At 56.2% G+C, this 24090-nt stretch carries 19 protein-coding genes, 1 pseudogene and 1 other annotated feature; of the genes and pseudogenes, 15 read left to right on the forward strand and 5 right to left on the reverse strand.

What is annotated here, in order from left to right; translation table 11 throughout:
* Nucleotides 1-363 precede the first annotated feature (363 nt).
* The 4 genes from RTU96_RS01230 (at nt 364) to RTU96_RS01245 (ending at nt 7498) form a co-directional block, all read left to right on the forward strand.
* Nucleotides 364-1638, forward strand: coding sequence for an adenylosuccinate synthase (locus RTU96_RS01230; RefSeq protein WP_312634487.1), 1275 nt, complete (start codon nt 364-366; stop codon nt 1636-1638).
* A 98-nt stretch (nt 1639-1736) separates the two neighbouring features.
* Complete coding sequence (gene purB / locus RTU96_RS01235) at nt 1737-3155, forward strand: adenylosuccinate lyase (RefSeq protein WP_312634488.1); 1419 nt, start codon at nt 1737-1739, stop codon at nt 3153-3155.
* A gap of 290 nt (nt 3156-3445) precedes the next feature.
* Nucleotides 3446-3687: a binding site (T-box leader), on the forward strand.
* A gap of 68 nt (nt 3688-3755) precedes the next feature.
* Nucleotides 3756-5336 (forward strand): asparagine synthase B, encoded by a 1581-nt coding sequence (gene asnB / locus RTU96_RS01240; protein ID WP_312634489.1) that lies wholly within the window; start codon nt 3756-3758, stop codon nt 5334-5336.
* A gap of 71 nt (nt 5337-5407) precedes the next feature.
* Nucleotides 5408-7498 carry a glutamine synthetase III gene (locus RTU96_RS01245; RefSeq protein ID WP_312634490.1) on the forward strand — a complete coding sequence of 697 codons (2091 nt, stop codon included), beginning with the start codon at nt 5408-5410 and terminating at the stop codon, nt 7496-7498.
* 57 nt (nt 7499-7555) lie between these two features.
* On the opposite strand, the gene RTU96_RS01250 is transcribed toward RTU96_RS01245, so the two are convergent.
* Complete coding sequence (locus tag RTU96_RS01250) at nt 7556-9754, reverse strand: stage V sporulation T C-terminal domain-containing protein (protein ID WP_312634491.1); 2199 nt, start codon at nt 9752-9754, stop codon at nt 7556-7558.
* A gap of 238 nt (nt 9755-9992) precedes the next feature.
* Between RTU96_RS01250 and RTU96_RS01255 the strand changes: the two genes are divergently transcribed.
* The 3 genes from RTU96_RS01255 to RTU96_RS14715 all read left to right on the forward strand — a co-directional run bounded on the left by RTU96_RS01255 (nt 9993) and on the right by RTU96_RS14715 (nt 11037).
* Nucleotides 9993-10322 (forward strand): hypothetical protein, encoded by a 330-nt coding sequence (locus RTU96_RS01255; protein ID WP_312634493.1) that lies wholly within the window; start codon nt 9993-9995, stop codon nt 10320-10322.
* A 281-nt stretch (nt 10323-10603) separates the two neighbouring features.
* Nucleotides 10604-10858 (forward strand): hypothetical protein, encoded by a 255-nt coding sequence (locus RTU96_RS01260; protein ID WP_312634494.1) that lies wholly within the window; start codon nt 10604-10606, stop codon nt 10856-10858.
* 29 nt (nt 10859-10887) lie between these two features.
* Nucleotides 10888-11037, forward strand: a complete 150-nt coding sequence (locus tag RTU96_RS14715) for a hypothetical protein (RefSeq protein ID WP_397356235.1) — start codon at nt 10888-10890, stop codon at nt 11035-11037.
* 257 nt (nt 11038-11294) lie between these two features.
* On the opposite strand, the pseudogene RTU96_RS14720 reads toward RTU96_RS14715, so the two are convergent.
* A pseudogene (locus RTU96_RS14720) lies at nt 11295-11936 on the reverse strand (response regulator transcription factor); the annotation flags it as partial.
* 229 nt (nt 11937-12165) lie between these two features.
* On the opposite strand from RTU96_RS14720, the gene RTU96_RS01270 reads away from it, so the two are divergent.
* The 7 genes from RTU96_RS01270 (at nt 12166) to RTU96_RS01300 (ending at nt 15446) form a co-directional block, all read left to right on the forward strand.
* Nucleotides 12166-12294, forward strand: coding sequence for a hypothetical protein (locus RTU96_RS01270; protein WP_312634496.1), 129 nt, complete (start codon nt 12166-12168; stop codon nt 12292-12294).
* A 221-nt stretch (nt 12295-12515) separates the two neighbouring features.
* Nucleotides 12516-12971: a hypothetical protein gene (locus tag RTU96_RS01275; protein WP_312634497.1), complete on the forward strand. Its 456-nt coding sequence runs from the start codon at nt 12516-12518 to the stop codon at nt 12969-12971.
* A gap of 212 nt (nt 12972-13183) precedes the next feature.
* A complete protein-coding gene (locus RTU96_RS01280) occupies nt 13184-13450 on the forward strand; it encodes an S-layer homology domain-containing protein (RefSeq protein WP_312634499.1) in 267 nt (88 codons plus the stop codon).
* On the forward strand, nt 13410-13658 hold the full coding sequence (locus RTU96_RS01285) for an S-layer homology domain-containing protein (protein WP_312634500.1): 249 nt from the start codon (nt 13410-13412) through the stop codon (nt 13656-13658). Before RTU96_RS01280 ends, RTU96_RS01285 begins: the two co-directional genes overlap by 41 nt.
* Before the next feature lie 404 nt (nt 13659-14062).
* Nucleotides 14063-14299 (forward strand): hypothetical protein, encoded by a 237-nt coding sequence (locus tag RTU96_RS01290; RefSeq protein WP_312634502.1) that lies wholly within the window; start codon nt 14063-14065, stop codon nt 14297-14299.
* A 275-nt stretch (nt 14300-14574) separates the two neighbouring features.
* Nucleotides 14575-15327 (forward strand): hypothetical protein, encoded by a 753-nt coding sequence (locus RTU96_RS01295; protein ID WP_312634503.1) that lies wholly within the window; start codon nt 14575-14577, stop codon nt 15325-15327.
* Nucleotides 15324-15446, forward strand: coding sequence for a hypothetical protein (locus tag RTU96_RS01300; RefSeq protein ID WP_312634504.1), 123 nt, complete (start codon nt 15324-15326; stop codon nt 15444-15446). Before RTU96_RS01295 ends, RTU96_RS01300 begins: the two co-directional genes overlap by 4 nt.
* A gap of 141 nt (nt 15447-15587) precedes the next feature.
* Here RTU96_RS01300 and RTU96_RS01305 read toward each other — a convergent pair whose 3' ends face one another.
* The 3 genes from RTU96_RS01305 to RTU96_RS01315 form a co-directional block, all read right to left on the reverse strand.
* Complete coding sequence (locus RTU96_RS01305; protein WP_312634505.1) at nt 15588-16967, reverse strand: undecaprenyl-phosphate glucose phosphotransferase; 1380 nt, start codon at nt 16965-16967, stop codon at nt 15588-15590.
* A 162-nt stretch (nt 16968-17129) separates the two neighbouring features.
* Entirely contained in the window at nt 17130-19580 is a 2451-nt protein-coding gene (locus RTU96_RS01310) for an O-antigen ligase family protein (RefSeq protein ID WP_312634506.1), read from the reverse strand.
* Nucleotides 19581-19629: 49 nt separating this feature from the next.
* Nucleotides 19630-20790: a glycosyltransferase gene (locus tag RTU96_RS01315; protein WP_312634507.1), complete on the reverse strand. Its 1161-nt coding sequence runs from the start codon at nt 20788-20790 to the stop codon at nt 19630-19632.
* Nucleotides 20791-21221: 431 nt separating this feature from the next.
* On the opposite strand from RTU96_RS01315, the gene RTU96_RS01320 reads away from it, so the two are divergent.
* Nucleotides 21222-23930: an S-layer homology domain-containing protein gene (locus RTU96_RS01320; protein WP_312634508.1), complete on the forward strand. Its 2709-nt coding sequence runs from the start codon at nt 21222-21224 to the stop codon at nt 23928-23930.
* The last annotated feature ends 160 nt before the right edge of the window (nt 23931-24090 follow it).

A 24090-nucleotide genomic window follows, 5' to 3' on the forward strand; every position in this document is an offset into this window, starting at 1 on the left:
CGAGAAAAATGACCTAAATCAAATAAAATGTCCACAATGCGGACATTCTACCACAAACCACGCCGCTTGAAAAGCGCGGATGCCCCTTTTTTCACCGGAAAGCGCGGGGAAACGGTTTACTTTGCTGACCCGGAGGGGTACAATGGGCGTGCGGCTTCGGACCGCCAGAAGGAATCCTGCATTCCGCTGCGCGCAGGGGGCGGGAGAGCATCCAAATAAGAGATATATCAGAAATTTATAGTGGCTATTAAAAACGAACCCTTTACTTATGCCTGCGCCTTCTGTATAATTAAAAAGGTTGCGGGTCTTTTGGAAAAGGACCTGTGCGATGGTACAAATGAAACTTTTGGGGAGGCTGGCGCTATGGCAAACTGCGCGATTGTAGGCATCAACTGGGGCGACGAGGGGAAGGGTCGAATGGTGGACCTCATCACCGACCGTTACGACGTGGTCATTCGCTACCAGGGCGGCGGCAACGCCGGGCACACCGTGGTGAACGAATTTGGCAAGTTCGCTCTGCACCTGCTGCCCTCCGGTATTTTCCGCCCGGGTGTGGTGAATATTTTGGGCAACGGTGTGGCTGTGGACTGCGAAAGTCTGTGGACCGAGATGGAGGACATCCGAAGCAAGGGCGTGTCCATCACCCCGGAGAATTTGAAAATCAGCGACCGGGCGTCTCTGTTGCTGCCGTGGCACCGCCTGCTGGACGGGCTGGAGGAGCAGCGCCTTGCCGACAAGAAATACGGCTCCACCAAGCAGGGCATTGCCCCCTTCTATTCTGACAAATTCCAGAAGAAGACCGTGCAGGCGGGGGAGCTGTTGTATCCCGCCCGCTTGAAGGAGCATCTTGCGTCGCTTTTAGAGTGGAAGAACCTGACGATTGAAAGAGTCTACGGGGCGAAGCCCTATACCATGGATGAGCTGATGAATTGGATCGGGGACTTCGGCGAAAAGCTGAAGCCCTTTATCTGCGACACCGGCGCATTTTTGCGCGAGGCGCAGGCGCAGGGCAAGAGCTTCCTGTTTGAAGCCCAGCTTGGCTCTCTCCGGGACTTGGATTACGGTATTTATCCTTACACCACCTCCTCCAATGCCATCGCGGCCTATGCCCCTGTGGGCTCCGGCGCGCCGTGGGCTAAGATTGACGAGGTGGTGGGCGTGGTGAAGGCATATTCCTCCTGCGTGGGAGAGGGGCCGTTCACCTGCGAATGGTTTGGCGAGGAGGCCGAACAGCTTCGGGAGGCCGGAAATGAATACGGCGCGAAGACCGGCCGGCCCCGCCGGGTGGGGCCCATCGATCTGGTGGCCACACGATATGGCGTGGAGGTGCAGGGCGCGACGAACATTGCCCTGACCAAGCTGGACGTGCTGAGCTATTTGGAAAAAATCCCTGTGTGCGCCCGCTACGAGCTGGACGGGAAGCAGACCGACGCGTTCCCCTTCCCGGCGATTCTCTCCGAGGCAAAGCCTGTGACGGAGTATGTGGACGGCTGGAAGTGCGACATTTCCGGCGTGCGCCGGTGGGAGGATTTGCCCAAGGCCGCGCAGGACTATGTGCTGCTGGTGGAAAAGGCCATCGGCTGCCGCATCGGCTATGTCTCTGTGGGGCCGGAGCGGGACTCTATTGTTATCCGGTAAAACCAAAATCTGCGGGGAAACCCGCTGTATCCCTGGGGAGGGAGACGACCTCCGGGCGTCTCCCTCTTTCTGACTTCACTGTGAAAGGCTGACACACTATGAGCAAGGAGCGCTATGAATCCCCTCTGGCATCGCGGTATGCATCAAGCTATATGCTGCGCCTGTTTTCCCCCGACACCCGATTTCAAACCTGGCGGAAGCTGTGGGTGGAGCTGGCCCGGGCGGAGCAGGCCCTTGGCCTGCCCATCACGCAGGAGCAGGTGGAGGAGCTTGCCGCCCATGTGAGCGACATTGACTACGACTGCGCCGCCAAGCGGGAAAAAGAGGTCCGCCACGACGTGATGGCCCATGTGTATGCCTTTGGGCAGGCAGCGCCCTCTGCTGCGGGAATCATTCATCTGGGGGCCACCAGCTGCTATGTCACCGACAACGCGGATTTGATTATTTTCCGGGACGGGCTGAACTACCTCCGGGGAGAGCTTTGCGCGGTGCTGGAAAATCTGGGTGATTTCGCGGAAAAGTACAAAGCTATGCCCACGCTGGGCTATACCCATTATCAGCCTGCCCAGCTTGTGACCGTGGGCAAGCGGGCGACGCTTTGGATGCAGGATTTGCTGTCGGATTTGGAGGAGCTGGACTTCGTTCTTGCGGGCATGAAGTTTTTGGGGTGCCGGGGCACCACCGGTACGGAGGCAAGCTTTCTGGACCTGTTTGACGGGGACGGCGAAAAGGTTGACGAAATGAACCGGCTGCTCTGCGCCGCCTTCGGCTTTGGCGAGTGCTTTTCCGTCTGCGGGCAGACCTATCCCAGAAAGCTGGATAGCCGGATTTTAAACGTGCTTTCCTCCATCGCCCAGAGCTGCTATCGCTTTGCCAATGATTTGCGGCTGTTGCAGCACGACCGGCAGATTGAGGAGCCCTTTGAAAAGAACCAGATCGGTTCCTCCGCCATGCCCTATAAGCGAAATCCCATGCGGGCGGAACGAATCTGCTCCCTTTCCCGCTATCTGATGGCGGACGCCATGAACGCCCCCATGACCGCAAGCGTACAATGGCTGGAGCGGACGCTGGACGACTCCGCCAACCGGCGCATCTCCCTTCCTGAGGGCTTTTTGTGCGCCGACGCGATTTTGCGCCTGATGGCCAACGTAACGGACGGTCTGCATGTCAACGAAAAAATCGTGGACAAAGCGGTGCGGGAATATCTGCCCTTTATTTCCACGGAAAATCTGATGATGGAGGCCGTGAAGCGCGGCGGCGACCGCCAGCAGCTCCACGAGGTCATCAGGGAATGCTCCATGACCGCCACGGCCCGGATGAAGGAGGGCGAACCCTGCAATTTGCTGGAGCTTCTGGCAGGGGAGCCGATGTTTGGCATGACGGCAGAGGAAATCGCCGCGGTGCTGGACCCTGCGCTTTACATCGGACGGTGTCCCCGGCAGGTGGAGGCGTTTTTGGAGAAGGCGCGGCCCGCTTTTGCCGGCGCCTCCGGCGGAAGCGTTGAAATCAGTCTGTGACCGGCATCGGGCCGCGCTCTTCGGGAAATCTCCCGAGACGCGGCCCGCCGCCAGCAAAATTTTGCCGCCGTCAAGGAATTTTCACAGGATGCGGCTGCAAAAAATGTTTGGTAAAGTGACAGATGTCCTCCGTATAGCGTACTTTCCCGGAGGTTATGACGCAATGTTTAGAAAAAATGCAGGGGCCTGCCGGAGATATTCGTTTAATTTGACGTTGACAGCGGCGCTTTGGGATGGTAAACTTGCTCCATTAAAACCGCAGCGGTTTTATTTAAAAACTGAAAATATCAACAAAGGCGTTGATGGAGAAAAGTACCGCGGAAAATCGGTCAAAGTGAGCAGGTGGCAGTGGGAAGCCTGCACAAGAGTCCGCGCGAAGAACACTCCGGAGCTGCGATCTGAACGCGGGGACCCCTGCTATTAGGAAAGACGAGTTGCGACCGTTAAAGCGCACGGGCTTGTTGGAGCCTTGAAGGTGACTGTTTTACAGTAAGTTAGGTGGCACCGCGGATAGCAGCTATTCGTCCTAAAATTTTAGGATATAGCTGCGTTTTTATACGCTCTTTTAAGAAAGAGGTAGAAAATCCGGAGGTGCTTTTTATGTGTTCAATTATGGGTTTTTCAAGCAAAAAATTGACGGAGGAAGAGGTTAAAGTTTACTTTGACCGCTCCGTGGACCGGGGACCGGACATGAGCCGCGTTTCCGAAACAAAGTCCGGCTATCTCTGCTTTCACCGTCTGGCCATCATGGGCCTGAACGAGACGGGGATGCAGCCCTTTCAGCTTGAGGGGGATCAGGCGGTGTGCAACGGCGAAATCTACGGCTTTCGCCCCATTCGCAAAAAGCTTTCTCAGCGGTATTCGTTTAAAAGCGGAAGCGACTGCGAAATTCTGCTTCCCATGTTCCACGAATACGGGCTGTCCATGTTTGCCCGGCTGGACGCGGAGTTTGCCCTGATTATCTACGACTGCGCAACCGATTCTCTGATTGCCGCCCGGGACCCCATCGGCATCCGCCCCCTGTTCTACGGGTACGACGCGGACGGAGCGATTATATTCGCCAGCGAGGCAAGAAATCTGGTGGGCCTGTGCGCCGAGATTTGCCCGTTCCCTCCGGGACACTATTATGCCTACGGCAAGTTTATCCGGTTTGCCGACCTCACGGAGGTAACCTCTCGGGTCCGAGGCGATCTGGACGCCGTTTGCCGGGGAATCCGCGACAGACTGATCGCCGCCGTGGATAAGCGGCTGGACGCGGACGCGCCGGTGGGCTTTCTTCTCTCCGGCGGATTGGATTCCTCCTTGGTGTGCGCCATCGGCTCCGTAGTTCTGGGCAAAAAAATTCGCACCTTCGCCATCGGCATGGATCAAGACGCGATTGACCTTAAATACGCACGGGAAGCGGCGGATTTTCTTGGCGCGGACCACACCGAAATTTACATGACCCGGGAGGATGTGCTTGCGGCGCTTCCGGAGGTTGTCTCCCTTCTCGGCACATGGGATATTACCACCATCCGGGCCAGCATGGGCATGTATCTCTGCTGCAAGGCAATTCATGAAAAGACAGACGTTCGGGTCCTGCTCACGGGCGAGATTTCCGACGAGCTGTTCGGCTATAAATATACCGACTTTGCCCCTTCCGCCGCCGCGTTTCAGCAGGAGTCCCAGAAGCGGATTGAAGAGCTTTATATGTACGATGTGCTTCGGGCTGACCGCTGCATCGCGGACAACTCCATCGAGGCCCGCGTTCCCTTCGGCGATCTGGGCTTTGTAAAATACGTCATGGCCATCGACCCCGCCATGAAGCTTAACACCTATGGAATGGGGAAGTATCTCCTGCGCCACGCCTTTGAAAACGACCATCTGCTGCCGGAGAGCATTCTGTGGCGAGAGAAGGCGGCTTTTTCCGACGCGGTGGGCCACTCCATGGTGGACGATTTGAAGGCCTATGCCGAGACGGTTTACACCGATGAGGAGTTTGAGCAGCAGCGGCGTAAGTATGATTACTGCACGCCCTTTACAAAGGAAAGCCTGCTGTACCGGGAGCTGTTTGAGAAGGCGTATCCCGGTCAGGCCAAAATGATCAAGGATTTCTGGATGCCAAACAAAGCGTGGGAGGGCTGCGATGTAAGCGACCCCTCCGCACGGGTGCTCTCCAATTACGGGCAAAGCGGAACGTAAGCAATTCGGGGCCTCGGCCCCTAATTTCCATAAAATCGGCGTATCACACAGAAAACAGGAGGATGAATGCTATGACTACCACACCGACCGCCCTGCCGGAGCTGTTCGGCAGCCTTGTTTTTAATGAGGAAACCATGCGCCAGCGCCTGTCCCCCGCGTCTTACAACGCGTGGAAAAAGTGCATTACTGACGGCACCTCTTTGGATATTTCCATTGCCAACGAGATTGCCGAGTCGATGAAGCAGTGGGCCGTGGAGCACGGGGCCACCCACTTTACCCATTGGTTCCAGCCCATGACCGGCGTCACTGCGGAAAAGCACGACAGCTTTGTGGCTCCCATCGGTGGGGGGAAGATTGTCATGGAGTTCTCCGGCAAGGAGCTGGTACGGGGAGAGCCGGACGCGTCCTCCTTCCCCTCCGGCGGACTGCGGGCCACCTTTGAGGCCAGAGGCTACACCGCATGGGACCCCACGGTTTTTGCCTTTATTAAGGACGGAAGTCTCTGCATCCCCACGATCTTCTGCTCTTACTCCGGCGAGGCGCTGGACAAGAAGACTCCCCTGCTTCGTTCCATGAACGAGGTCAGCCGTCAGGCAGTGCGCATTCTGCGCCTGTTCGGCGACACGGAAACTCGGCGCGTCACGCCGCAGGTGGGGCCGGAGCAGGAGTATTTCCTCATCGACAAAAAGGGCTATGCCCAGCGGGAAGACCTGCGGTTCTGCGGGCGGACTCTGTTTGGGGCAAAGCCCCCCAAGGGGCAGGAGTTGGAGGACCATTACTTCGGGGCCATCCGTCCCCGCGTGGCCGCGTTTATGAAGGAACTGGACGAGGAACTGTGGAAGGTGGGCGTGCTTTCCAAGACCAAGCACAACGAAGTGGCTCCCTGTCAGCATGAGATGGCTCCCATTTTCTCTGATGCAAACACAGCTTGCGACCATAACCAGTTGGCCATGGAGATGATGAAGCGGGTGGCCGACCGCCATGATTTGGTCTGCCTGCTCCATGAAAAGCCCTTCGCCGGCGTCAACGGCTCTGGCAAGCACGACAACTGGTCTCTTGGAACCGACACGGGCAAGAATTTGCTCAAGCCCGGCTCCACTCCCAGCCAGAACGCCCAGTTTTTGCTGTTCCTCGCGGCCTTTATCAAGGGCGTGGACGAATATCAGGATGTGCTGCGCTCCACCGTGGCTTTCGCGGGAAATGACCATCGTCTGGGCGCGCAGGAGGCGCCTCCCGCCGTGGTGTCTGTCTTTTTGGGCGACGAGCTGAACGCCGTGGTGGAATCCATCATTAACGGCACCGCCTATACGGACGCCGGAAAGCGGACGCTGGAGGTGGGCGTGGATGTGCTGCCGTCCATCCGGCAGGACAACACAGACCGCAACCGCACCTCTCCCATGGCGTTTACAGGCAATAAGTTTGAGTTCCGTATGCTGGGCTCGTCCCAGTCCATCTCCGGGCCCAACATCGCTTTGAACACCATTATGGCGGAGGAGCTGGAACAGTTTGCCGACCAGCTTGAAAAGGCGAAGGACTGCACAGTTGAGTTGCAGGCGCTGATCCGCAAGACCTTTACCGAGCATCAGCGCATTATTTTCAACGGCAACGGCTATGATGACGCATGGATTCAGGAAGCCGGACGGCGGGGCCTTTCCAATCTGGCCTCCTCTCCCGACGCGCTGAAAACCTATACCGCGCAGAAGAACATGGATTTGTACATCAAGCACGGCATCTATACTAAGAGCGAGATTGAGGCACGGGCTGAGATTCACATTGAGAATTACGCCACCACCATCTCCATTGAGGGGAAAATCATGTCGGATATGATTCGGCGGCAGATTCTCCCCGCTGTCTCGGCCTATGCCGGGGAGCTGTGCCGCCGTGCGGCCGACAAGAGTGCCATGGGCGCGTCCCATAGGTATGAAACGGATATTGCGGCAAAGATCGGTACGCTTGCCGACGGTCTGTTGGATGCTACAGAGCGGCTGGAGGCGGATCTGGGCAAGCCTCATGGTGATTCCAGAGCGGCGATGGATTACGCCCACGACGCGATCCTTTCCGACATGACCGCCGCTAGGAAGATTGCCGACGAGCTGGAGACGCTGACCGCCCGGGAATACTGGCCCTTCCCGGTGTACGGCGACCTGCTGTTCTATATTTAATTGTAAAAGCTGCGCGCCGGGAAGCGGATTCGCTTCCCGGCGCGTATTTTTTTGCAGTTAGCTCTCCATGTGTTTGCCCATAAACGAGGCGATGGTCTGCGCCAGCTTATATTCCGTTTCGGAAACGGGGATCAGGGGGCCTTGACCGACAAATACCACTGCGCCCAGCAGGTCGCCTTCCGACAAAATGGGGGCCGCCAGCAGAACCTGAAACTTTTCAACAGAGTCGCTTACCGGCATGGTAGGCTGGGCCGGGTCTGCCTGATAGACTTTCCGGGTTTCCATCTGCTCTTCCAGCTCCGGAGAAACGTGCTTGCCCATTAGCTCCCGCCGCCCGCCGCCGGCCACGGCCACAATGGTGTCCCGGTCGGTGACGGCGCAGATGGCGCCGGTGGACTTACTGACGGACTCGCAAAGCTGCCCGGCAAAATCCTCCACGCCGCCCAGCAGCGAGTATTTTTTAAAAATGACCTCGCCGTCCCGGCTAGTGTAAATCTCTAACGGGTCGCCGTTGCTGATAAGATTGACATCAAACACCTTGGCCGGCCTGTTTGGGCTGGACTGAGCAATTTGCAGGGGATGCTCCGCGCTCTGCATGGACTTTTCTCCGCCCTCCAAAAGTGCCATGGCGGGGACCGCTTCCTCTTCAGTCCCAGGGGATGCGTCCGTTCCTGCGGATTGCAAAATCGCGTCTACATCCGCTTTGAGCTGAATTTCAATGTGGTCTTCAAAAATATTCATGCGGTGAATCATCAGCTCCAGATCGTTTCGCTCCAGCTTGGGTTTTTTGAGAATGTCCTCAAATACGTCCAAGGCGGTTTTGGCAACGCGGTTTACCTGAATGATGGTGTTGCGCTTGTCCTCGGTCATGGAAATCTGGTTTTGCAGGCCCGATATGCGGCCCAAAAGGTCGTTCTCCAGCTCGTCGTAGGTCTGCTCCAAAGCGTCCTCCTGCTCCGGGTGGCGCATGATGTCCCGGATGCGCTGGCGCTTGGTGGCTTTCAGTTCCTCCTGAAGGTCCCTGAGGATTTCGTCGAGATGCTCTGCCGAACGCTCCGTTTCGTCCACGTCCTCCTGTTCCCGGACAAGATCTGCGTTCAGCCGGTCCAGCATGGCGGAGGAGTGCTCTCGCACTTTGCGGAGATAGGCCTTCATCACCTCATCCAGCCGATCCACCCGGATATGGTGGCTGGTGCAGGCCTTCAGGCCCCGCTTGTGATACTCTCCGCAGCGGTAGGCGTCCTTTAAATCCGGGCGGCTCATGGCAAACATGGGCGAGCCGCAGTCGCCGCAGAAAAGAAACCCGGAGTATATGTTGTCGTTGACCTTCACGCCCCGGTAATTGGAGGTGGTGCGCTTTTCCCGCAGGGCCATGGTGGTGGCGAAGGTGCGGTAGTCAATCGTTGGCTGATGGTGGTTTTCAAATACCAGATGATCTGATGCATCCCGCTTACATTCTCTGCCGTTAATTTTTTTGCGGGTGTATTTACCCTGCCGCAGCGTGCCGATATAAAAATCGTTGTCCAGAATGCCCTGCACTGTGACGATGCTCCATGTTGACTTCACCTGGCGGCGGTACTCCGCGCCCGCGGCTTCCTTGCGGTCCCGCTCTGCCATGCGGGGGGTGGGAATGCCTTGCTCGGTCAGGTGATTGGCGATTTTTTTATAGCCCCAGCCATCGTTGTAAAGGGAAAAGATGTTACGCACAATATCCGCCTCGGTGGGGACAATTTCAAACAATTGCTGCTTGTTGACGACATAGCCATAGGGCGCGGCGCAGATCCATTTCGCATCCGCCTGCCGCCTCTTGATGACGGATTTTACCTTTTTGCTGGTGTCTGTCACTGGCATCTCGTTGATGAGAAACTGAAACTGGATTTTCAGCCAGTCGTCGTCGTTGGGAAAGTCGATGCCGTCCCCGATGGAGATGATACGCACGCCCGCGTCTCTCAAATCCTCCAGTTCCACCAGTCCTCGGCTGTTCCGGCGGGAAAAACGGGAGAAGTCCTTGACGAGAAGAATGTCCTTCCCATGGGACATCAGCTCCCGCCGCATAATCTGATACCCCTCCCGCTGCTCAAAGGTATAGCCTGAGCGGTCCCGGTCCTCGTAGAAGGAGAGGGAAGAGCCGGGAAAGCGCTGACGCACAAAGTCCGAGAGGATGGCCTTCTGGTTTTCAATAGAGGTGTTGTCCCGGTCCAACTCTTCATCCACGGAGATGCGGCAGTATCCGGCAATGTCAAAACGCTCTGTCAATATAAATCACATCCATAATATTATAGATAGACAACATTGTATATCAACTTTGAAAAATGCGCAAGTGAAAAGGTTGGAAGATGGTTAGGCAGGTGATTTTATCCGAAATCTGGACGAGCCATGTAAGCCGACAGCCATCGTTCTTGCGGCGGTGCTGACAGTCCTTGCGTTAATGCTGGAAAGTCCCCAGAGCATCACGGCCCCGGAGTGAAACGGCGTTTATGATCTGACTGAACTCATGGATTTAAGCGCTTCCGCCATTCTCCTCGCCCCCGGTAACGCCTATTATCCCGGCACATACCTGTCGCCGGGAAACGCCGATACCGCTGTCCCCGAGAGCACCGGTCGGTTTGAGAAAATTCGGGCCGACTATCTCTCCCAGCGGTTTGTACTGAAGGTTCCCGATGACGGGACCGTAAATGCTCTTACCTTTAAGCTTTCCGGCCGCCATACCATGGGGGCGCTGCTGTACGCGGAGGTGCTCCTGCTGGGTATTTACCTGCTCCTTTCCCGCACAAAGGCAACTCTGCGCTGGCCTGCGCTGTTATGGCGGTGTGGGGATACCTGAAAAGCCAGAGTTGGACATTGCTCCCCATATTCGGAAATTTCTCTTTTATGCTGGAATACCTAAGCCCGACGCTTCTGACCACTGCTCTTTCTCTATACCTCGGATAGTATGCGGTTGGCAGATTCCTGCGGGGTGTTCAATATACGGCGCTCATCGGCTCCTGTATTTACGGGGCGCTCGTTCTGTTTGGCGATTCCGTTTTCTATACGTCGGTGCTGGGATATTATCAGTTGTTGCTGGCTTTGTGTATTGTTTCCGGCATCACAGGTATGTTTCGGAACATGCCTCGTCCCACAAAGGAGCAGTCCGCGGCACTATACGGAATCACCGTGTTCTTTATTGCCTCCTTGGGCGACATCGTGATGTACAGCGGCATTTTCGGAGATCGGCGCAAAACGCCCGTGTCGGAAGCAGCCATGCTGGTGTTCGTTCTGGCGCAGACGGTTTCCCAGTTTTTCATGAACGACCGGATATTGGGAGAGGCAAAAAAGTGGAGCAGAAGCTGGAGGCGGAAAAAGCGGCTCTGGAGAATCTGAACCGCTTGAAAACCGAGTTTCTCTCCAACGTGTCCCACGAGCTGAAAACACCGCTGACCGCGGTTTCAGGCCACGCGCAGCTTCCCGGACCGGAACCGCCGCCGCGCAGGACAAATCCCGCATCATTTCCTCTGAGGCCGACCGTCTTGCCCTCATGGTGGGGTAGGTGCTGGACGTGACCCGCATTGAGGAAGGGGGCGTGGTTCTTGAAAAGCGGCCTTGTCATGTGGACGAGCTGGTCTATCGGGCGGTGGAAACCCACTTCCCCATCCTGAACAAGGGCGGAAATCGGCTGGAGATTGATGTGGGACTTGATTTGCCGCAGGTGAACGCCGACGCAGGGCGCATTACGCAGGTGCTGGTAAATCTGATTGCCAACGCGCTTCGGCACACGACAAAGGACGTCATCACTCACGCTGCCGTCGTCCAGCCCCAGATGCTTTCGCAGCCTTGAAATATTTACCGAGACAAGACTCTTCCAGTCGCTCTCCCCGGCGCCCCAGGTGCGCCGGTAAAGCTCCTCACCGCACACCCTACGCCCGGCCGACAGAGCAAGGCAGCAAAGGAGCTGAAGCTCCTTTGGAGGCAGAAAAATCTGGTGGCTCTCCAATGTGACGATTCCCGACAGAACATCAATAGACAGCGGCGGAAACTCAATGCGTCCTGCGCATTCCAGCTCTTTGCGGCGGAGCTGGGTGGCAATCCGCGCGCTCAGGACAGTTAGGTCATAGGGCTTGGCAATGTAGTCGTTCCCTCCCTGCATAAGGCCCTTTACCACGCTCTCATTTTCGTCCCCACTGGTCAGGAAGATAATGTGCGCGTTTGTTTTTCTCGGTAACTCCGCGCAGAAGTCAAAGCCCAGTCTGTCGGGAAGCATTACCTCTAAAAGGACGAGATTCGGCGTGTGCTCCTCCAGTAAAAGTCGCGCCTGAGAAAGCGTTTCAGCCGCGGTGACGCCGTATCCCTGCCCATCCAGATACTTCTGGTTGAAGCTGCCGACCTTCTGCTCGTCCTCCACCATGAGGATATGCGCCTGTCTCATGGATTCACTCGCTTTTTGCTTTTTATGTTGCACCATTTTACCGCAAAAAGTCGCAGATTACAATTTTGCAATTCCGGACACAGGAAAAAATTTCCATGCCATGCTCGAAAATGCAAGGGAGGTGGTGGAAATGCCGGAAATAAAAGGCGTCTAGTCCGGCGCAGATATGCTTGATATCCATCTGGACAACGGGAATATCCTGCTTCTGGACTGTGGCCTGCTCATCAATCAGCCGGGCCTTGAGGCGCTGGCATAGGACGGTGGGGTGTATTTTCCCCGGGCGGAAAAGGATCGCATTTTCTGGGCGGACGGCCCGGAGCTGACGCTGGAGGATATTGTAAAGTTTGTGACCGGCACTAAAACCGAGGAGCAATCAAAGGACGCGGTGCGTTAGCGGCATATTCTGTGAGAGTGAAAATGGAGGGGTAATCTGTATGAAGCAAACGTTTAAGAAGCTCGGCAGCAACACCTCCGATGAGAATTGGTCGTGGGATGAAGCGAATAACACTTTTACCATCAGGGCAATATTTCGGGTGACATTGAATTCAGCAATGAATCGGGAGACGTCACGCTGACGGAGAGTGGATTTTCCCCCTCGTCAGCCCCACGCTTTATTTGAACGTGGCGGAGACGGGAGACAATCCCTTTTATCTGGATCCCGCTTTTGTCAGTCCCTACACTGGTCAAACCGACAAATATGATTGGGACGGCGTTGGGAAAGTACTGGCGTTATTCGGATTTAATTATGCAAGTGACGAAAACACGGCGTTGCGCATTGAAAACGGCGATGTGACGTTTGCGCTGGCTTTCGGCATGACCAAGCGCTTTACCAGCACCTACACGGGCAATGGCAGCAGCTACGGCATCGATGTGCTGGGAGGTGCTACCGTCTGCGGAGGCACGGCTACGGCCTCAGGCGGGCCAGCAGATTCAGGGAGCAAATTGTTAGGTATCTATGTATTTGATGGTGCTAAACTACTTATAGACACCGGGAAACTGATCGCTAAGGGCGATACACAGGCAATAGATATTGGGGATGATGGCGTAAACATGGGCTTGCCCAGCGCTTAGCCAACGCGGTAGCCTCAGCCCCTGGCGGGGAGGGCACCGGAAAAACGGAGGCCGAGTTTGTAAACGATGCCACTTATAAATATATAAAGATTGAGACAGGTGAAGCCTATGTTGAAATCAGTGATCAGGCGGGCTTAGCGGCCATTGCCAATAACCTGTCCGAAAACTATTGCCTTGTCGCGGACATTGCCCTGATCGGCAGTAGGGCGCCCTTGGGATCCGGCACGACGGCAGCAACCTTTGGCCCCAATAGGACGCTGACAAGAGACCGGTTTATTATTATGCTGATGCGGGCCTGTGAAATAGCGCCGGATGAGAACCCGACAGATAATTTTTCCGACGCCGAAAACACCTATTATATCGGCTATCTGGCAGCGGCAAAGCGCTTAAATATCTTCAGCGGTGTAAGCGACAACAGTTTTATGCCCGGAGCCGTCATTGTCCGGCAAGAAATGTTTACGCTGCTGTACCGCCCTTAAGGTTCTAAACAAGCTGCCTTCTGGCAACTCCAGAAAAACTCTCGCTGATTTCACAGACAGCGACAGCATCGCAGCTTATGCACAGGGAGCCATGACCTGTCTGGTGGAAACGGGGGCTGTCAGCGGACGCAACGGCCTGCTGAGTCCGAAAGCTGTCACCACCCGCGCACAAATGGCTCAAGTGCTTTACTACCTGCTGGCAAAGTGAAATCGCACTTTAAAAGCAAAGGACAGCCGGCCACATTTGCGACCGGCTGTCTCTTTGCATTTATATTGTCGTTGTGTGATAGCAAGTGCTTGCTGCGGGGTAAAACTTGACTTCTCACAGCGCGCGCACTCGGCTTGCCTTGCGGGGCGGGTTCATAATCTATCTTTGGCTGAGCCGCTCTTTTTTGGATAAGTGCTTAAAGATAAAAAGGGTTATAAGCGCTGCGGACGTTGTACGTATGCGCGGCATATACATCCACAATTTGGGAATACTGATTGCAGCATTGGCAGCGCGTCCCTTTGGGTAAAAGGTGAGGATTACGGATTTGTTTACCGAAGGAAGCAGTAGGTCTGCGTTTTGAAAAGCGGCGCCGTATGCAATTTTACAAAAGGAGACAACGCCTGTTGGAAATATGCGTCAGGTCCAATCAAAAGCTGGTGGAGGTCTGGCTGACAAATGAAGAGCGGCAGGACACGGCCTTGCGGGAGGAACTGAATGCCCTTTATCAAACATATAGGGAAAAAAGCTTTCTCGTGGCGGTTTTCCAGTCCGGCGGGCAAAGCCTTGCCGACGTCACCAGCGACCTTCTCTGCCATAGCCGCAAGCGTCTGGCGCAATTGGAAGTCTGCGGAGCGGGCTGATTTTAACGCACGAAACCGACAAGCCGTGAGGTCCTCCTCACGGCTTTTTATTTATTCAGCGGCAAAGCCGTAAAAATTTTTACAGAAAGTGTGTACGCTGGCGTACATGAATCCTTCTTAAACTGTGTGAGAATAAGACCCGTTTTTGTTTTCACGGAATTTAATTGATTTTCCGGCGGCGGGCGGGCTTAAAAACGCAGCGGGGCAGATCCGCAGCGCCACACATCCGGCGCGAAAAGATGGAAACACGCGCCGAGGACAAAGGAGGAACTTTTTTGGACCGGACAGAACAATATCAACTCAGCCGCTGGCAAAAATCGGACCGCATTCTGATGGATGACTTCAACGCAGACAATGCCAAAATCGATGCGGCGCTGGCGGTAAATGCCGCCGCAATTGCAGCGGAAAAAGCCACCCGCGAAGCGGGGGCCGCCGCTGAAGAATCTGCACGCAAAAGTGCGGACGCGAATGAAGAAGCCACCCGCAGAAATGCGGACGCAGCAGAAGAAGCCGCGCGCAAAAGTGCGGATGCGGCTCTGCAAAGCAGCATCATCACCACAAACCCCATCGCCCGCTTGGCCGACGTGACCCTTGCGTATGACGCCAATCAGGTCAATCTTTCCCTCGCGGGCATCGACTGGGCAGCATACGCCGAGGTTGTGTTTTATGCTAGATTAAGAGCCGTGGCCTACTCAACGCGGGTGGAACTGACGCTGGACGAAGACCGGGGTGCTACAAGCTATTATTTTTCCACCAGCACCGGGTACAACATTCAATCCACCCTGGGCGGGTTATATGTTGATTCGGGGGGATCTTCGTTTGGAGCCCGCATTCCCTATACCCGGCTTGGCTTTCTCCTGCATTGGTTTGGTGCGCCGGACAGCAATACCAGCGGTTCGCCGCTGAGCTACATAAGTTATTGCAACGGGACTCAAAAACAGCGAATCCAGTACTCCAATCTGAATTTTAACGCTTCTCAGCCACTGGCGGCGGGAAGCCGCATCGTGATGTTGGGGGTGAAGCTGTGAAAATTGCGGTTTTGAACGTGGACGCCGACGGCACGCAAACCCTGCTGGAAAAAGAGGTCCCGGAGGATTTCTTTGAGGTTTTGTCCGCACCCCGGCAGGAGGAAGCTCACGGAGAATAAAAGCAGAGAAGCCCCCCTCCGAAAGGAGCGGGGCTTCTCTAATAAGGATGGGCGGTTCGCATTACGCGGATCGCCTATCCTTGTAGAGAAAAAAGGACTGGCGCCGCCCAAATCGGGCGCAGGGACAGTGGGAAGCGCCTGTCAAATTTTCAGCTTTTCATGGTTCACCGCACGAAACACAGTCATCAGCAGAATTTTCACATCGAACAGAAGACTCCAGTTCTCAATGTAATAGAGATCGTGTTCGATGCGGCCCTCGATAGATGTGTCGCCCCGAAAGCCGCAAACCTGCGCCCAGCCGGTGATGCCGGGGCGCACCTGATGCTTGACCATGTAGCGGGGAATATTCTCCCGGAACTGCTCCACAAAGTGGGGGACTTCCGGCCGCGGTCCCACCAGAGACATGTCGCCCTTGAGGACATTGAAGAATTGGGGCAGCTCGTCAATGGAGAGCTTGCGGATCAAAGAGCCGAACCGGGTTTTTCGAGGATCGGCATTGGTGCTCCAGCCGGTGGATTCCTTGGCGTTGACCCGCATGGAGCGAAATTTGTACATCTGAAAGGGCTTTTTGTTGCGCCCCACCCGTTCCTGCCGGAACAAAATGGGGCCGGGAGAGCTGAACTTCACGCCGATGGTCGCAAATATCATCAGCGGCGAGGTGAGGATAATCAAAATCAGTGCGCCGAGAATATCCTCCGCCCGCTTCAAAAAGGCGTTGCCCAGATTGTCCAGCGGAATGCGCCGCAGGTTAATAAGAGGCAGTCCGTCCAGATTGTCCACCTGAGGATTGCTGGGCAGATGTGCGGCGTAAAAGGGAATAATGGACGCCTTTGTGCCGGTTTTTTCGCAGACGGAAATGAGACTTGGCATCTTCCCGTTGTCCGCTCCCGGAATCGCCAGCACCACCTCGTCCGGCTTGCGCTGATTGAGTAGGTCCTCCAAATGGTCATATCCGCCTAAAAGAGGAAGCGCGCCCCACGGGTCTCCGTCGGAAACCACGCCGTCCACCAGAAAGCCGAGGTTTTTCTGGGCCGCCACCTTTTTTAGATAATTTTCCGCTGCCGGGCCCCTGCCCACCAGCACCACATGCTTAAGATTATAGCCTTTGGCCCGAAAGCGGTGCAGCAGAAGCCGCAAAAACGCCCGCTTCGCCAGAAGAAGCCCACTTGCAAAGCAGAAAAACAGAACCAGAGTCCAGCGGGACATGTTGTTCAGATGAAACACAAACAGAATCGCCACCAGCAGCGCGGTGTCCATGGCGGTGACGCTTAAAAGCCGCGCGGCCTCCCGATGAAAGCGGATGGAGCGGTAGGACTCGTACAACCCCGCCATGGCGTAGCTCAGCAGGCACAGTGCCGCAGCCGTCCCGCCCAAAGCCACATAATAGAAAAATGGAATCCCCTCAATGCCGCCCAGAAGAGAAAAACGCACCCAATAGGCCAGCAGCATGGAGACAAACACCAATACCCCGTCAGACAGGACGTGCAATTGGTTCAGCAGCCGCTGGTTCTCCTTAATCATTCCAAAATCCTCCCAAAACCGACATTTTATGCGCATTTGATTGTACCCCGGAAGCGGACTTCTGTCAACCGGCGCGGGCTTGTCCGGTTCACAAGGAATATGAAAAGCGGCAGCCCTCAGTTCGGAAGGCTGCCGCTTTTTGGTCAATGCCCGGTGCGGGCGTTATTTAAGAGAGTCCAAATAGGTCTGAGCCCGGCCGTACAAGGTGACGGGCTGAAGAAGATAGTGATTGGCCTCCTGAAGCTGCGCCGCAATGCCCAAGGACAGCTCCCGGAATTCCGGCGTACCGTCGTCCTGCTCCGCCAGAAGCGTAAGCGCATACTGCCACGCCCCTGTCCGCGCCCGGTTGAATGCGAGGTGGCGGGAGAGGGCGGTAAACGCACCTTGCGGAATGTGGTTGTCAAAAAAGTACTCCGCAAGGTAGTCCGGGTCGGTATTTCCGGGTCGGGTATAGGTCGAGGCATACAGGCCCGCCTGATTCTGAATCGCCTCGTCGTCGGACTGCGCGCTGTAATAAATATAGGCCTGCGTGGCATCCTGACGGCTGAAAGGATCGCTGCCGATGGCGCTGTCAAGCCGCTGGAAAACGGTGCCCTGCCCGAACATCATGTCGTTGTCCGCCCGCAGATGGTTCAGGAGAAGTCCGCTCCAGATCGTTGTGATTGCAAGGGCGGAGAGCAGCAAGGCCTTGCGGGCTGTCCAGCCCTTCGCGGGAAAAGGCTGCATGTTCCCGGCATTGGGCTTCGATGTGGGCTTCTTTGTTTTTGTATCCGCAGCCACAGCGGTTTCCATGGCGGGGACTTTCGCCTGCTCCGGAGCGGTCTGCGTGCAGTGGACAGCGATTCCTGCCCAGATACAGAACATCAGTGACAGAAATGAGCTAAGAGAAAAGGCTGCTTGGTTGAGTGCCTGAAGCGCGGCGAAACCCGTCGCCGCAAACAGCGCGGGAGCCAGAGGCGCACCTCGCTTCCGTCCTGCCAGCGCCGTCCAAAAGGAGGAGGCCAGCACGCCCGCAAACAGGGCAAGGCCGATTACGCCGGCATCCGCCAGTGTCTGGACGTAGTGGTTGTGGACGTACCGGCTCTGGTACTCAAACCGGGCGACGGAGTAAAGCCCCGCTTCCACCGCCCCAAGTCCTTCGCCCAGCAAGGGGGACTTTTCCCAGATGCGCAGGCCGTCCCGCCAGAACTCCGTCCGCTGGACGGAGTTCTGATTGGCCCAAAGGCCCTGAAGCCGATTTGCCATGAATCCCGGCAGCAGCCTGTAATGAAGCTTCAGACTTCCGTCCTCCGTCCCGGTATAGGAAAGCTGTTCCACCGTCCCGCCCTCGGGCAGGGAGACGGCAAACCAGACCGCCTCCGTCCCCACCGGCACGGTGAAAGTCGCACCGTCAGATACGCCGTCGTAAAGCACCGTGGAGGTGTGGAGAATCAAGTCGGTTTCATTCTGACAGGTAACGCGTACAGCGGCGTTTCCGCTGCTCTTGGCGGAAAGGGTGTACGCCCCGGCAGAAAGGTTCGCAGCCCGGTTCAAAACCTCGCCCGGCGCCAGGGAGGCCGGGCCGGTGAGCTGAAACGCCAAGATTCCGTACACCGCTCCGCAGAGCACCAGCGCACCCGCTACGCCGAGAGACAGCGCTTTGTGTCGGGAAAGAGCCGTGCAGATTCGCTGGGACAAAAGCCTGTCCAGCCCCGCAAGGCCCGCGGACCCCGCCAGCGCCGCAAGCAGGGGAACGAGGGAGAACTGCTTTGTCCCGTCAAACACGGAGATATAAACCGCCAAAACCCCAAGCATGGTAACCGCCAGCGTTTCCACCATTAAAACGGCGGCGGGGAGCCTTTCCCCCTTGGGCATCACCAGCAAAAACAGCACGAACGCAACGGCAATAAAGCCCATGGCGCCAAGGCTGAACGCCAGTACGAAGCCCAGCGCCGAGAGAAACAGACACACAGTGTGAAACGCCCGCTCCCGGCCTTGGCTGCTCAGGGCCAGACCCAGTGCCAGCAGCACGCCCAGTCCTGTCACACTGGCGAAGGTGTTGCCGTCGGCCAGAAGAGAGTTGATGCGGGTTCCCGTCTCAAGGCCGGAATTGACGCTGTAATCCTGTGTAAACGTCTCGACGATGGCGCGAAACGCACCGGAAAACCAGTGGGTGGATACCAAATCAATACTCAAAAAAGAAAACAGAGCGGAGACGGCGGAGACAGCGGAAATTGCGTTTCGTCCCGCGTTTTTCCCGCTTCCTGCCGTAAAAATAATCAGCAAAAACAGCAAAAACCCCGCCAGAATCTTTGCAAACTCCTTTAAAGCCAGCACGGGGTAGGGACTGCGGAAGCAGGATATGCCCGCCCACAGCACATACAGCGTCACCGCTAGAAACAGAAGCCCCAGACGCGGGGCTATGGGCCGCTTACGCAGAAGAGCCGCCGTCAGCAACGCTCCCAGCGCCAGCAGAATGCACAGCATTGTTACAGACTCCTGTGCGGTGAGTGTCACCAGTAAAAACAGCCCCCCGGCAAACAGAGTCAGACTCCGCCGGTCGCAAAGCTCCTCCGGCAGCGCGCCCGCTGCACCCGGCGCGTAAAGCAGGTGGTTCTTTTTTGTGTTTTTCATCTATCAGACCTCCGGTTATGCGTTTTTATAGTCTATCGTCACCGCGCGCTCAGCGCTTGGCGCTTTCGGTCGTCCCCGCGAAAACGGGCTTCCGCTCCGCCATGCCGGGTACAACGGAGAGGTATGCCTCCATCACCTGCGGCAAAACCCGCCCCAGCCCATAGGGCAGGGATGCTTCGTGGGCCTGCGCACCCAGTTTTCGCCGCAGGTCCGAATCCTCCGTCAGTCGGAGAAGCTGCGCGGCGCAAGCCGCCGCGTCGCCGTAAGGATACAGCAACCCGCCGCCGTCGGCAAGCAAATCCGTGTGCCCTTTCACCGCGCTGGCCGTCACCGGAAGCCCGACGTACATGGCCTCCATTACATTAAAAGGCAGTCCCTCCGACCGGCTGGCGGAAACCGCTAGGTCAGCAGCGGCGTACCACCGGGGCATGTCCGGCTCCGAACCGGGAAAAAACACCCGGCGTTCAACACCCAGATGGGTTGCAAGCGCTTTGCATTCTTCCAGCAGTGCGCCCTGTCCGGGCAGGGCCAGCTTCACTCGCTCCGGCAGCAGCGCCATGGCCTGAAGCAGTACGGACTGCGACTTCCGGGCGGAAAATTCCGCCGCGTGAACCGCGAGAAGATCATCCGGACCAAGCCCCAGTTCCTGCCGCAGCGCCGAACTGTCGGCCTCCCGGCCCTCCAGATGGGAAAAATCCACCCCCATGCCGGGAACGTTCTCCACCCGCTGTCCCAGTTTCTTTTCCCGTGCCAGCGCATAGTCCCATTGGTTCATGGTCAAAAGCAGATCGGTCTGGGGAGCGGTCATCCGCTCTGCCGCGAGGAGAATTTCCCGCTTGAGAGGTGCCGTCCTATTATCAAATAAATATCCGTGAGCCACGGTGACAAGGAGGGGCCTGCGCCCGCTTAAGCCCGCCGCGGCGCGGCGGGTAAAAAACGCCGCCAGAGACGTGTGAGCCACCACAAGGCTGTATTGCGTCTCCTCCATGGCGCGGCGCAGAAGCGCCTGAGCACGGAAGTTGGCAGGAGCGGTCATTTTCTTTTCAAAAGGAAGGTGAATTACCCGGTCTGCTTCCGGAATTGCCATGCTTTCTCCCCCGCAGGCAATGTGAACCTCCCACCCCAGATGGCGGAACGCCGCCAGATAGGGTCGGTGAAAATTAAAAAGGTGGGAATATGTAGACGCGGTAAACAGTACGGCTTCGGACACGGCGGACTCCCTTCGGCGCTTCGCGGCTTTCTTACAAAACTCTATTATATTTGACTTGCCTCGTTTATTCAAGTAGGATTGGGTGAAATGAAGAATTTACTTTCCGTCCGCAGGAAAAATCCGCCTGCGGCGGCTGTGTTACAAGATTGTTACAAATGCGCAAAGCTATTGCGCCGTCAAAAAATATCTGCTAGAATCCAGAATGAACAAACGAGGGGGACTCTCCTTTCCCGGAGCAGATACGGGACCGGCTAGCCACGGTATGTGCGCCGGGCGAAGAAAGACCCATTCGGACGTTCAACATTTATGTCGCGGAAACCGGATCTGTGCAAGGCGATAGCGCAGGTCCCAAAACCAACGGTTTGGGGGACCGGCGTGTGTCCCTGACACGGACTTCGGCGAAAGCGGCAAATTTTTAAGGAGGAAAATCCATGAAGAAGTTCCTTTCTCTGGTAATGGCTCTGGTTATGACCATGTCTTTGGTCACCATCGGCGCCGGTGCCACCGAGTACAAGGACTTCACCGACAAGAGTGAAGTTCAGTACGAGGAAGCAGTTGCAGTTCTCAACAAGATCGGTATCATCACCGGCTATGAGGGCGGCGACTTCAAGCCCACCGGGGCTCTGACCCGCGGCGCTGCCGCCAAGATCATCGTTTCTCTGATGATCGGCTCCGAGGCCGCCGGTTCCCTGCAGGTTGCTGCCGCTCCCTACAAGGATGTGCCCGTGACCAACACCTTTGCCGCGGTCATCTCTTACTGCAAGACCGCTGGCTACATCAACGGCTACTCTGACGGCACCTTCCGTCCCACCGGCGCCCTGACTGGCTTCGCTTTCGCGAAGATGTTGCTGGGCGCTCTGGGCTATAAGGGCGACGTTGAGGGCTTCTCCGGCTCCGGCTGGACCATGAAGGTCGCTTCCGTCGGCTCTGTTGCCGGCCTGTACAACGACTTCATCACTCCCTTCCAGGGCAACGCCGGCGTGACCCGCGAGCAGGCCTGCCAGCTGGCGCTGAACACCCTGAAGGCTACCAAGGTTGAGTACAAGGGCGATAACATCAACGTCTCCACCGGCGACGCGAATGTGTCCATCACCAACCAGAACCACACCGATGTTGTCAACAGCAGCAAGACCGACGGCAATATCTGGAAGGATTCTGCCAACGGTTACGTTGCGCCTAAGGACGGCAAGATGCAGTTTGCCGAGCAGCACTTCACCGACCTGAAGCAGGTTGGCTCCGGTACTGAAGATAAGTACGGCCATCCCGCCAATCAGTGGAGCTACAAGAACGTCACCATTGGCAAGTATGCCAAGGCGGCCGACTTTACCTTCACCGCTGGCACTTCTGGCAACACCGACAGCGACAAGCTGAAGAACCTGGGCCTGGATGGCTACAAGGTTGCCGATGATACCAGCATCCGTGTGAACGGCCTGTCCGACAGCTTCAACACTGTGTTTGCTGCATTCAATGCTGCTAACGTTGATGAAGCCAAGATCAACAAGTATTCTGCCGATCTTGGCAGATTCTTGGGCCTGTTCGGCAACGGCACCAAGGTTGAGATCTATGTGGGCGATATCGCCGACGTGATTTCTGACATCGTGGTTACCAAGACCGAAATCGTTGAGATCAGCACCGTCACCAGCAAGAACATCACTGTGAAGAAGGCTGAGGAAGCTCCCTTCACCGGTTATTCTGCTGTGAAGGACGACGACGACGCATTTGCGGTTCTCTCCGGCATGAAGTCCGGCGACTATGCACTGGTCACTCCTCTGAAGGACGGTAGCACTGTGGTTGACACCGCCGCCGCTCCCACCGTGGTCACCGGCGCTCTGACCGGCGTCACCAACAGCAGCTCCAACAAGCTGAACGGCGTGATTGTGGGCGGCACCACCTATAAGCTGGCTGCTAACCGCGACTTGGATTCTCTGCCCGATACCGGCCTGAATTCCGACACCGTGAAGAACTCCAAGAAGGACGTCACCCTGCACCTGGATCAGTACGGCTATGTCATGCTGATGGAAGACGCCGGTTCTACCAGCGAGTTCTTTGTCTATGCTGCCAACGGCTCCATGATGTCTGGCAACCGTGTTCTGAACACGGTTATCGGCTATGACTTCTCCGGCAACGAGATCGAGCTGAACATCGGCAATGACACTTATCCCACTACGGCTAACACCGCACACTTTGGCGACATCCTGACCTACACCAGCACCGGTGCTTCCAGCAAGGCCGACTATGCGGTCTCTAAGGTTGCATATAATTCCACCAACAAAACCAAGGGTTCTGTGACTCCTGGCACTCTCCCCGCTGTGAGTTCTAGCACCACCAGCATTGCTGGCTTTACTGTTGCTAGCGATGTGAAGACCATTTTTGTCAACTGGGACAACGACACCATGACCGCTGCTGGCCAGCCCACCAACACCACCGTTGAGGTCAAGAATATCTCCGTCGTCAGCGGTGTGGCAAAGGCCACCGCTCTCGAGTTGACCAATGCACAGTTGTACCTGAACAAGGACGGCGTTGTCAAGGCTATCGTCATCATGGATGAGTCTCAGTCCGCTGTCAGCGACAAGGTCATGTTCATTGAGAACGTGAAGGTCTATGGCTCTGGCACCAACGGCAACACCTATACCTACAACGCTTGGATTGACGGCACCCCCGATGTGGAAGTGCAGTCCACCGACAGCGTGACCACCGGCCAGTTTGCCACCTATGTGGAGAAGGCTGACGGCACCTACACTCTGCGCACCGTGAACGGCACTACCAGCGCCACTTCTTCCTTCACTGTGAAGCTGAAGTTCAACGGTACTGCTCTCACCGCCATTAACGGCAACAATGAGAACCTGATTTATAATCTGGGTAATGCTACGGAAGTTAAGGTATACAACGCTGCCGGTACCGATGTCAGTGCTACGCTTAATACAGATCCCGGCATGCTGAATCTGGCTGGCGCTGTGTGGTCCGATCTGACAGAGCGCGGCTTTGCCTCCGGCAAGAGCTTGGCCGACTTCCCTGCCGACGAGTATCCCACCGGCAAGGACGTGATTGAGCTGAGGATCATCATGAACAACAATACTAACGCTGAGAGCCAGTACAAGATTTCTCAGGTCGTGGTTGTTGGTTTCACCAACGCTCTCTAATTCCTGACTGACTGAGAACTTCGGTTTTTTGTTAGAAAACGGCCCGCCCCGAAAGGGGCGGGCCGTTTTTTGCGCTATGCTTTGCAGGATAGCACTTTTAGTTGCTTTAGGGAACCTGCTTTAACTGAATAAAAAATTTTACACAAGCAAGCGGGTGTGT

Origin of the sequence: Oscillibacter sp. (assembly GCF_032018205.1) — a bacterium.
In the GTDB taxonomy this organism is placed as follows: domain Bacteria; phylum Bacillota; class Clostridia; order Oscillospirales; family Oscillospiraceae; genus Oscillibacter.

Coding starts and splice junctions, on each gene's coding strand:
- asnB (WP_312634489.1), top strand. CDS start 3,756: ATGTGTTCAATTATGGGTTTTTCAAGCAAAAAATTGACGGAGGAAGAG.
- RTU96_RS01255 (WP_312634493.1), top strand. CDS start 9,993: ATGGATTTAAGCGCTTCCGCCATTCTCCTCGCCCCCGGTAACGCCTAT.
- RTU96_RS01245 (WP_312634490.1), top strand. CDS start 5,408: ATGACTACCACACCGACCGCCCTGCCGGAGCTGTTCGGCAGCCTTGTT.
- RTU96_RS01230 (WP_312634487.1), top strand. CDS start 364: ATGGCAAACTGCGCGATTGTAGGCATCAACTGGGGCGACGAGGGGAAG.
- purB (WP_312634488.1), top strand. CDS start 1,737: ATGAGCAAGGAGCGCTATGAATCCCCTCTGGCATCGCGGTATGCATCA.
- RTU96_RS01260 (WP_312634494.1), top strand. CDS start 10,604: ATGCCTCGTCCCACAAAGGAGCAGTCCGCGGCACTATACGGAATCACC.
- RTU96_RS01305 (WP_312634505.1), bottom strand. CDS start 16,967: ATGATTAAGGAGAACCAGCGGCTGCTGAACCAATTGCACGTCCTGTCT.
- RTU96_RS01310 (WP_312634506.1), bottom strand. CDS start 19,580: ATGAAAAACACAAAAAAGAACCACCTGCTTTACGCGCCGGGTGCAGCG.
- RTU96_RS01320 (WP_312634508.1), top strand. CDS start 21,222: ATGAAGAAGTTCCTTTCTCTGGTAATGGCTCTGGTTATGACCATGTCT.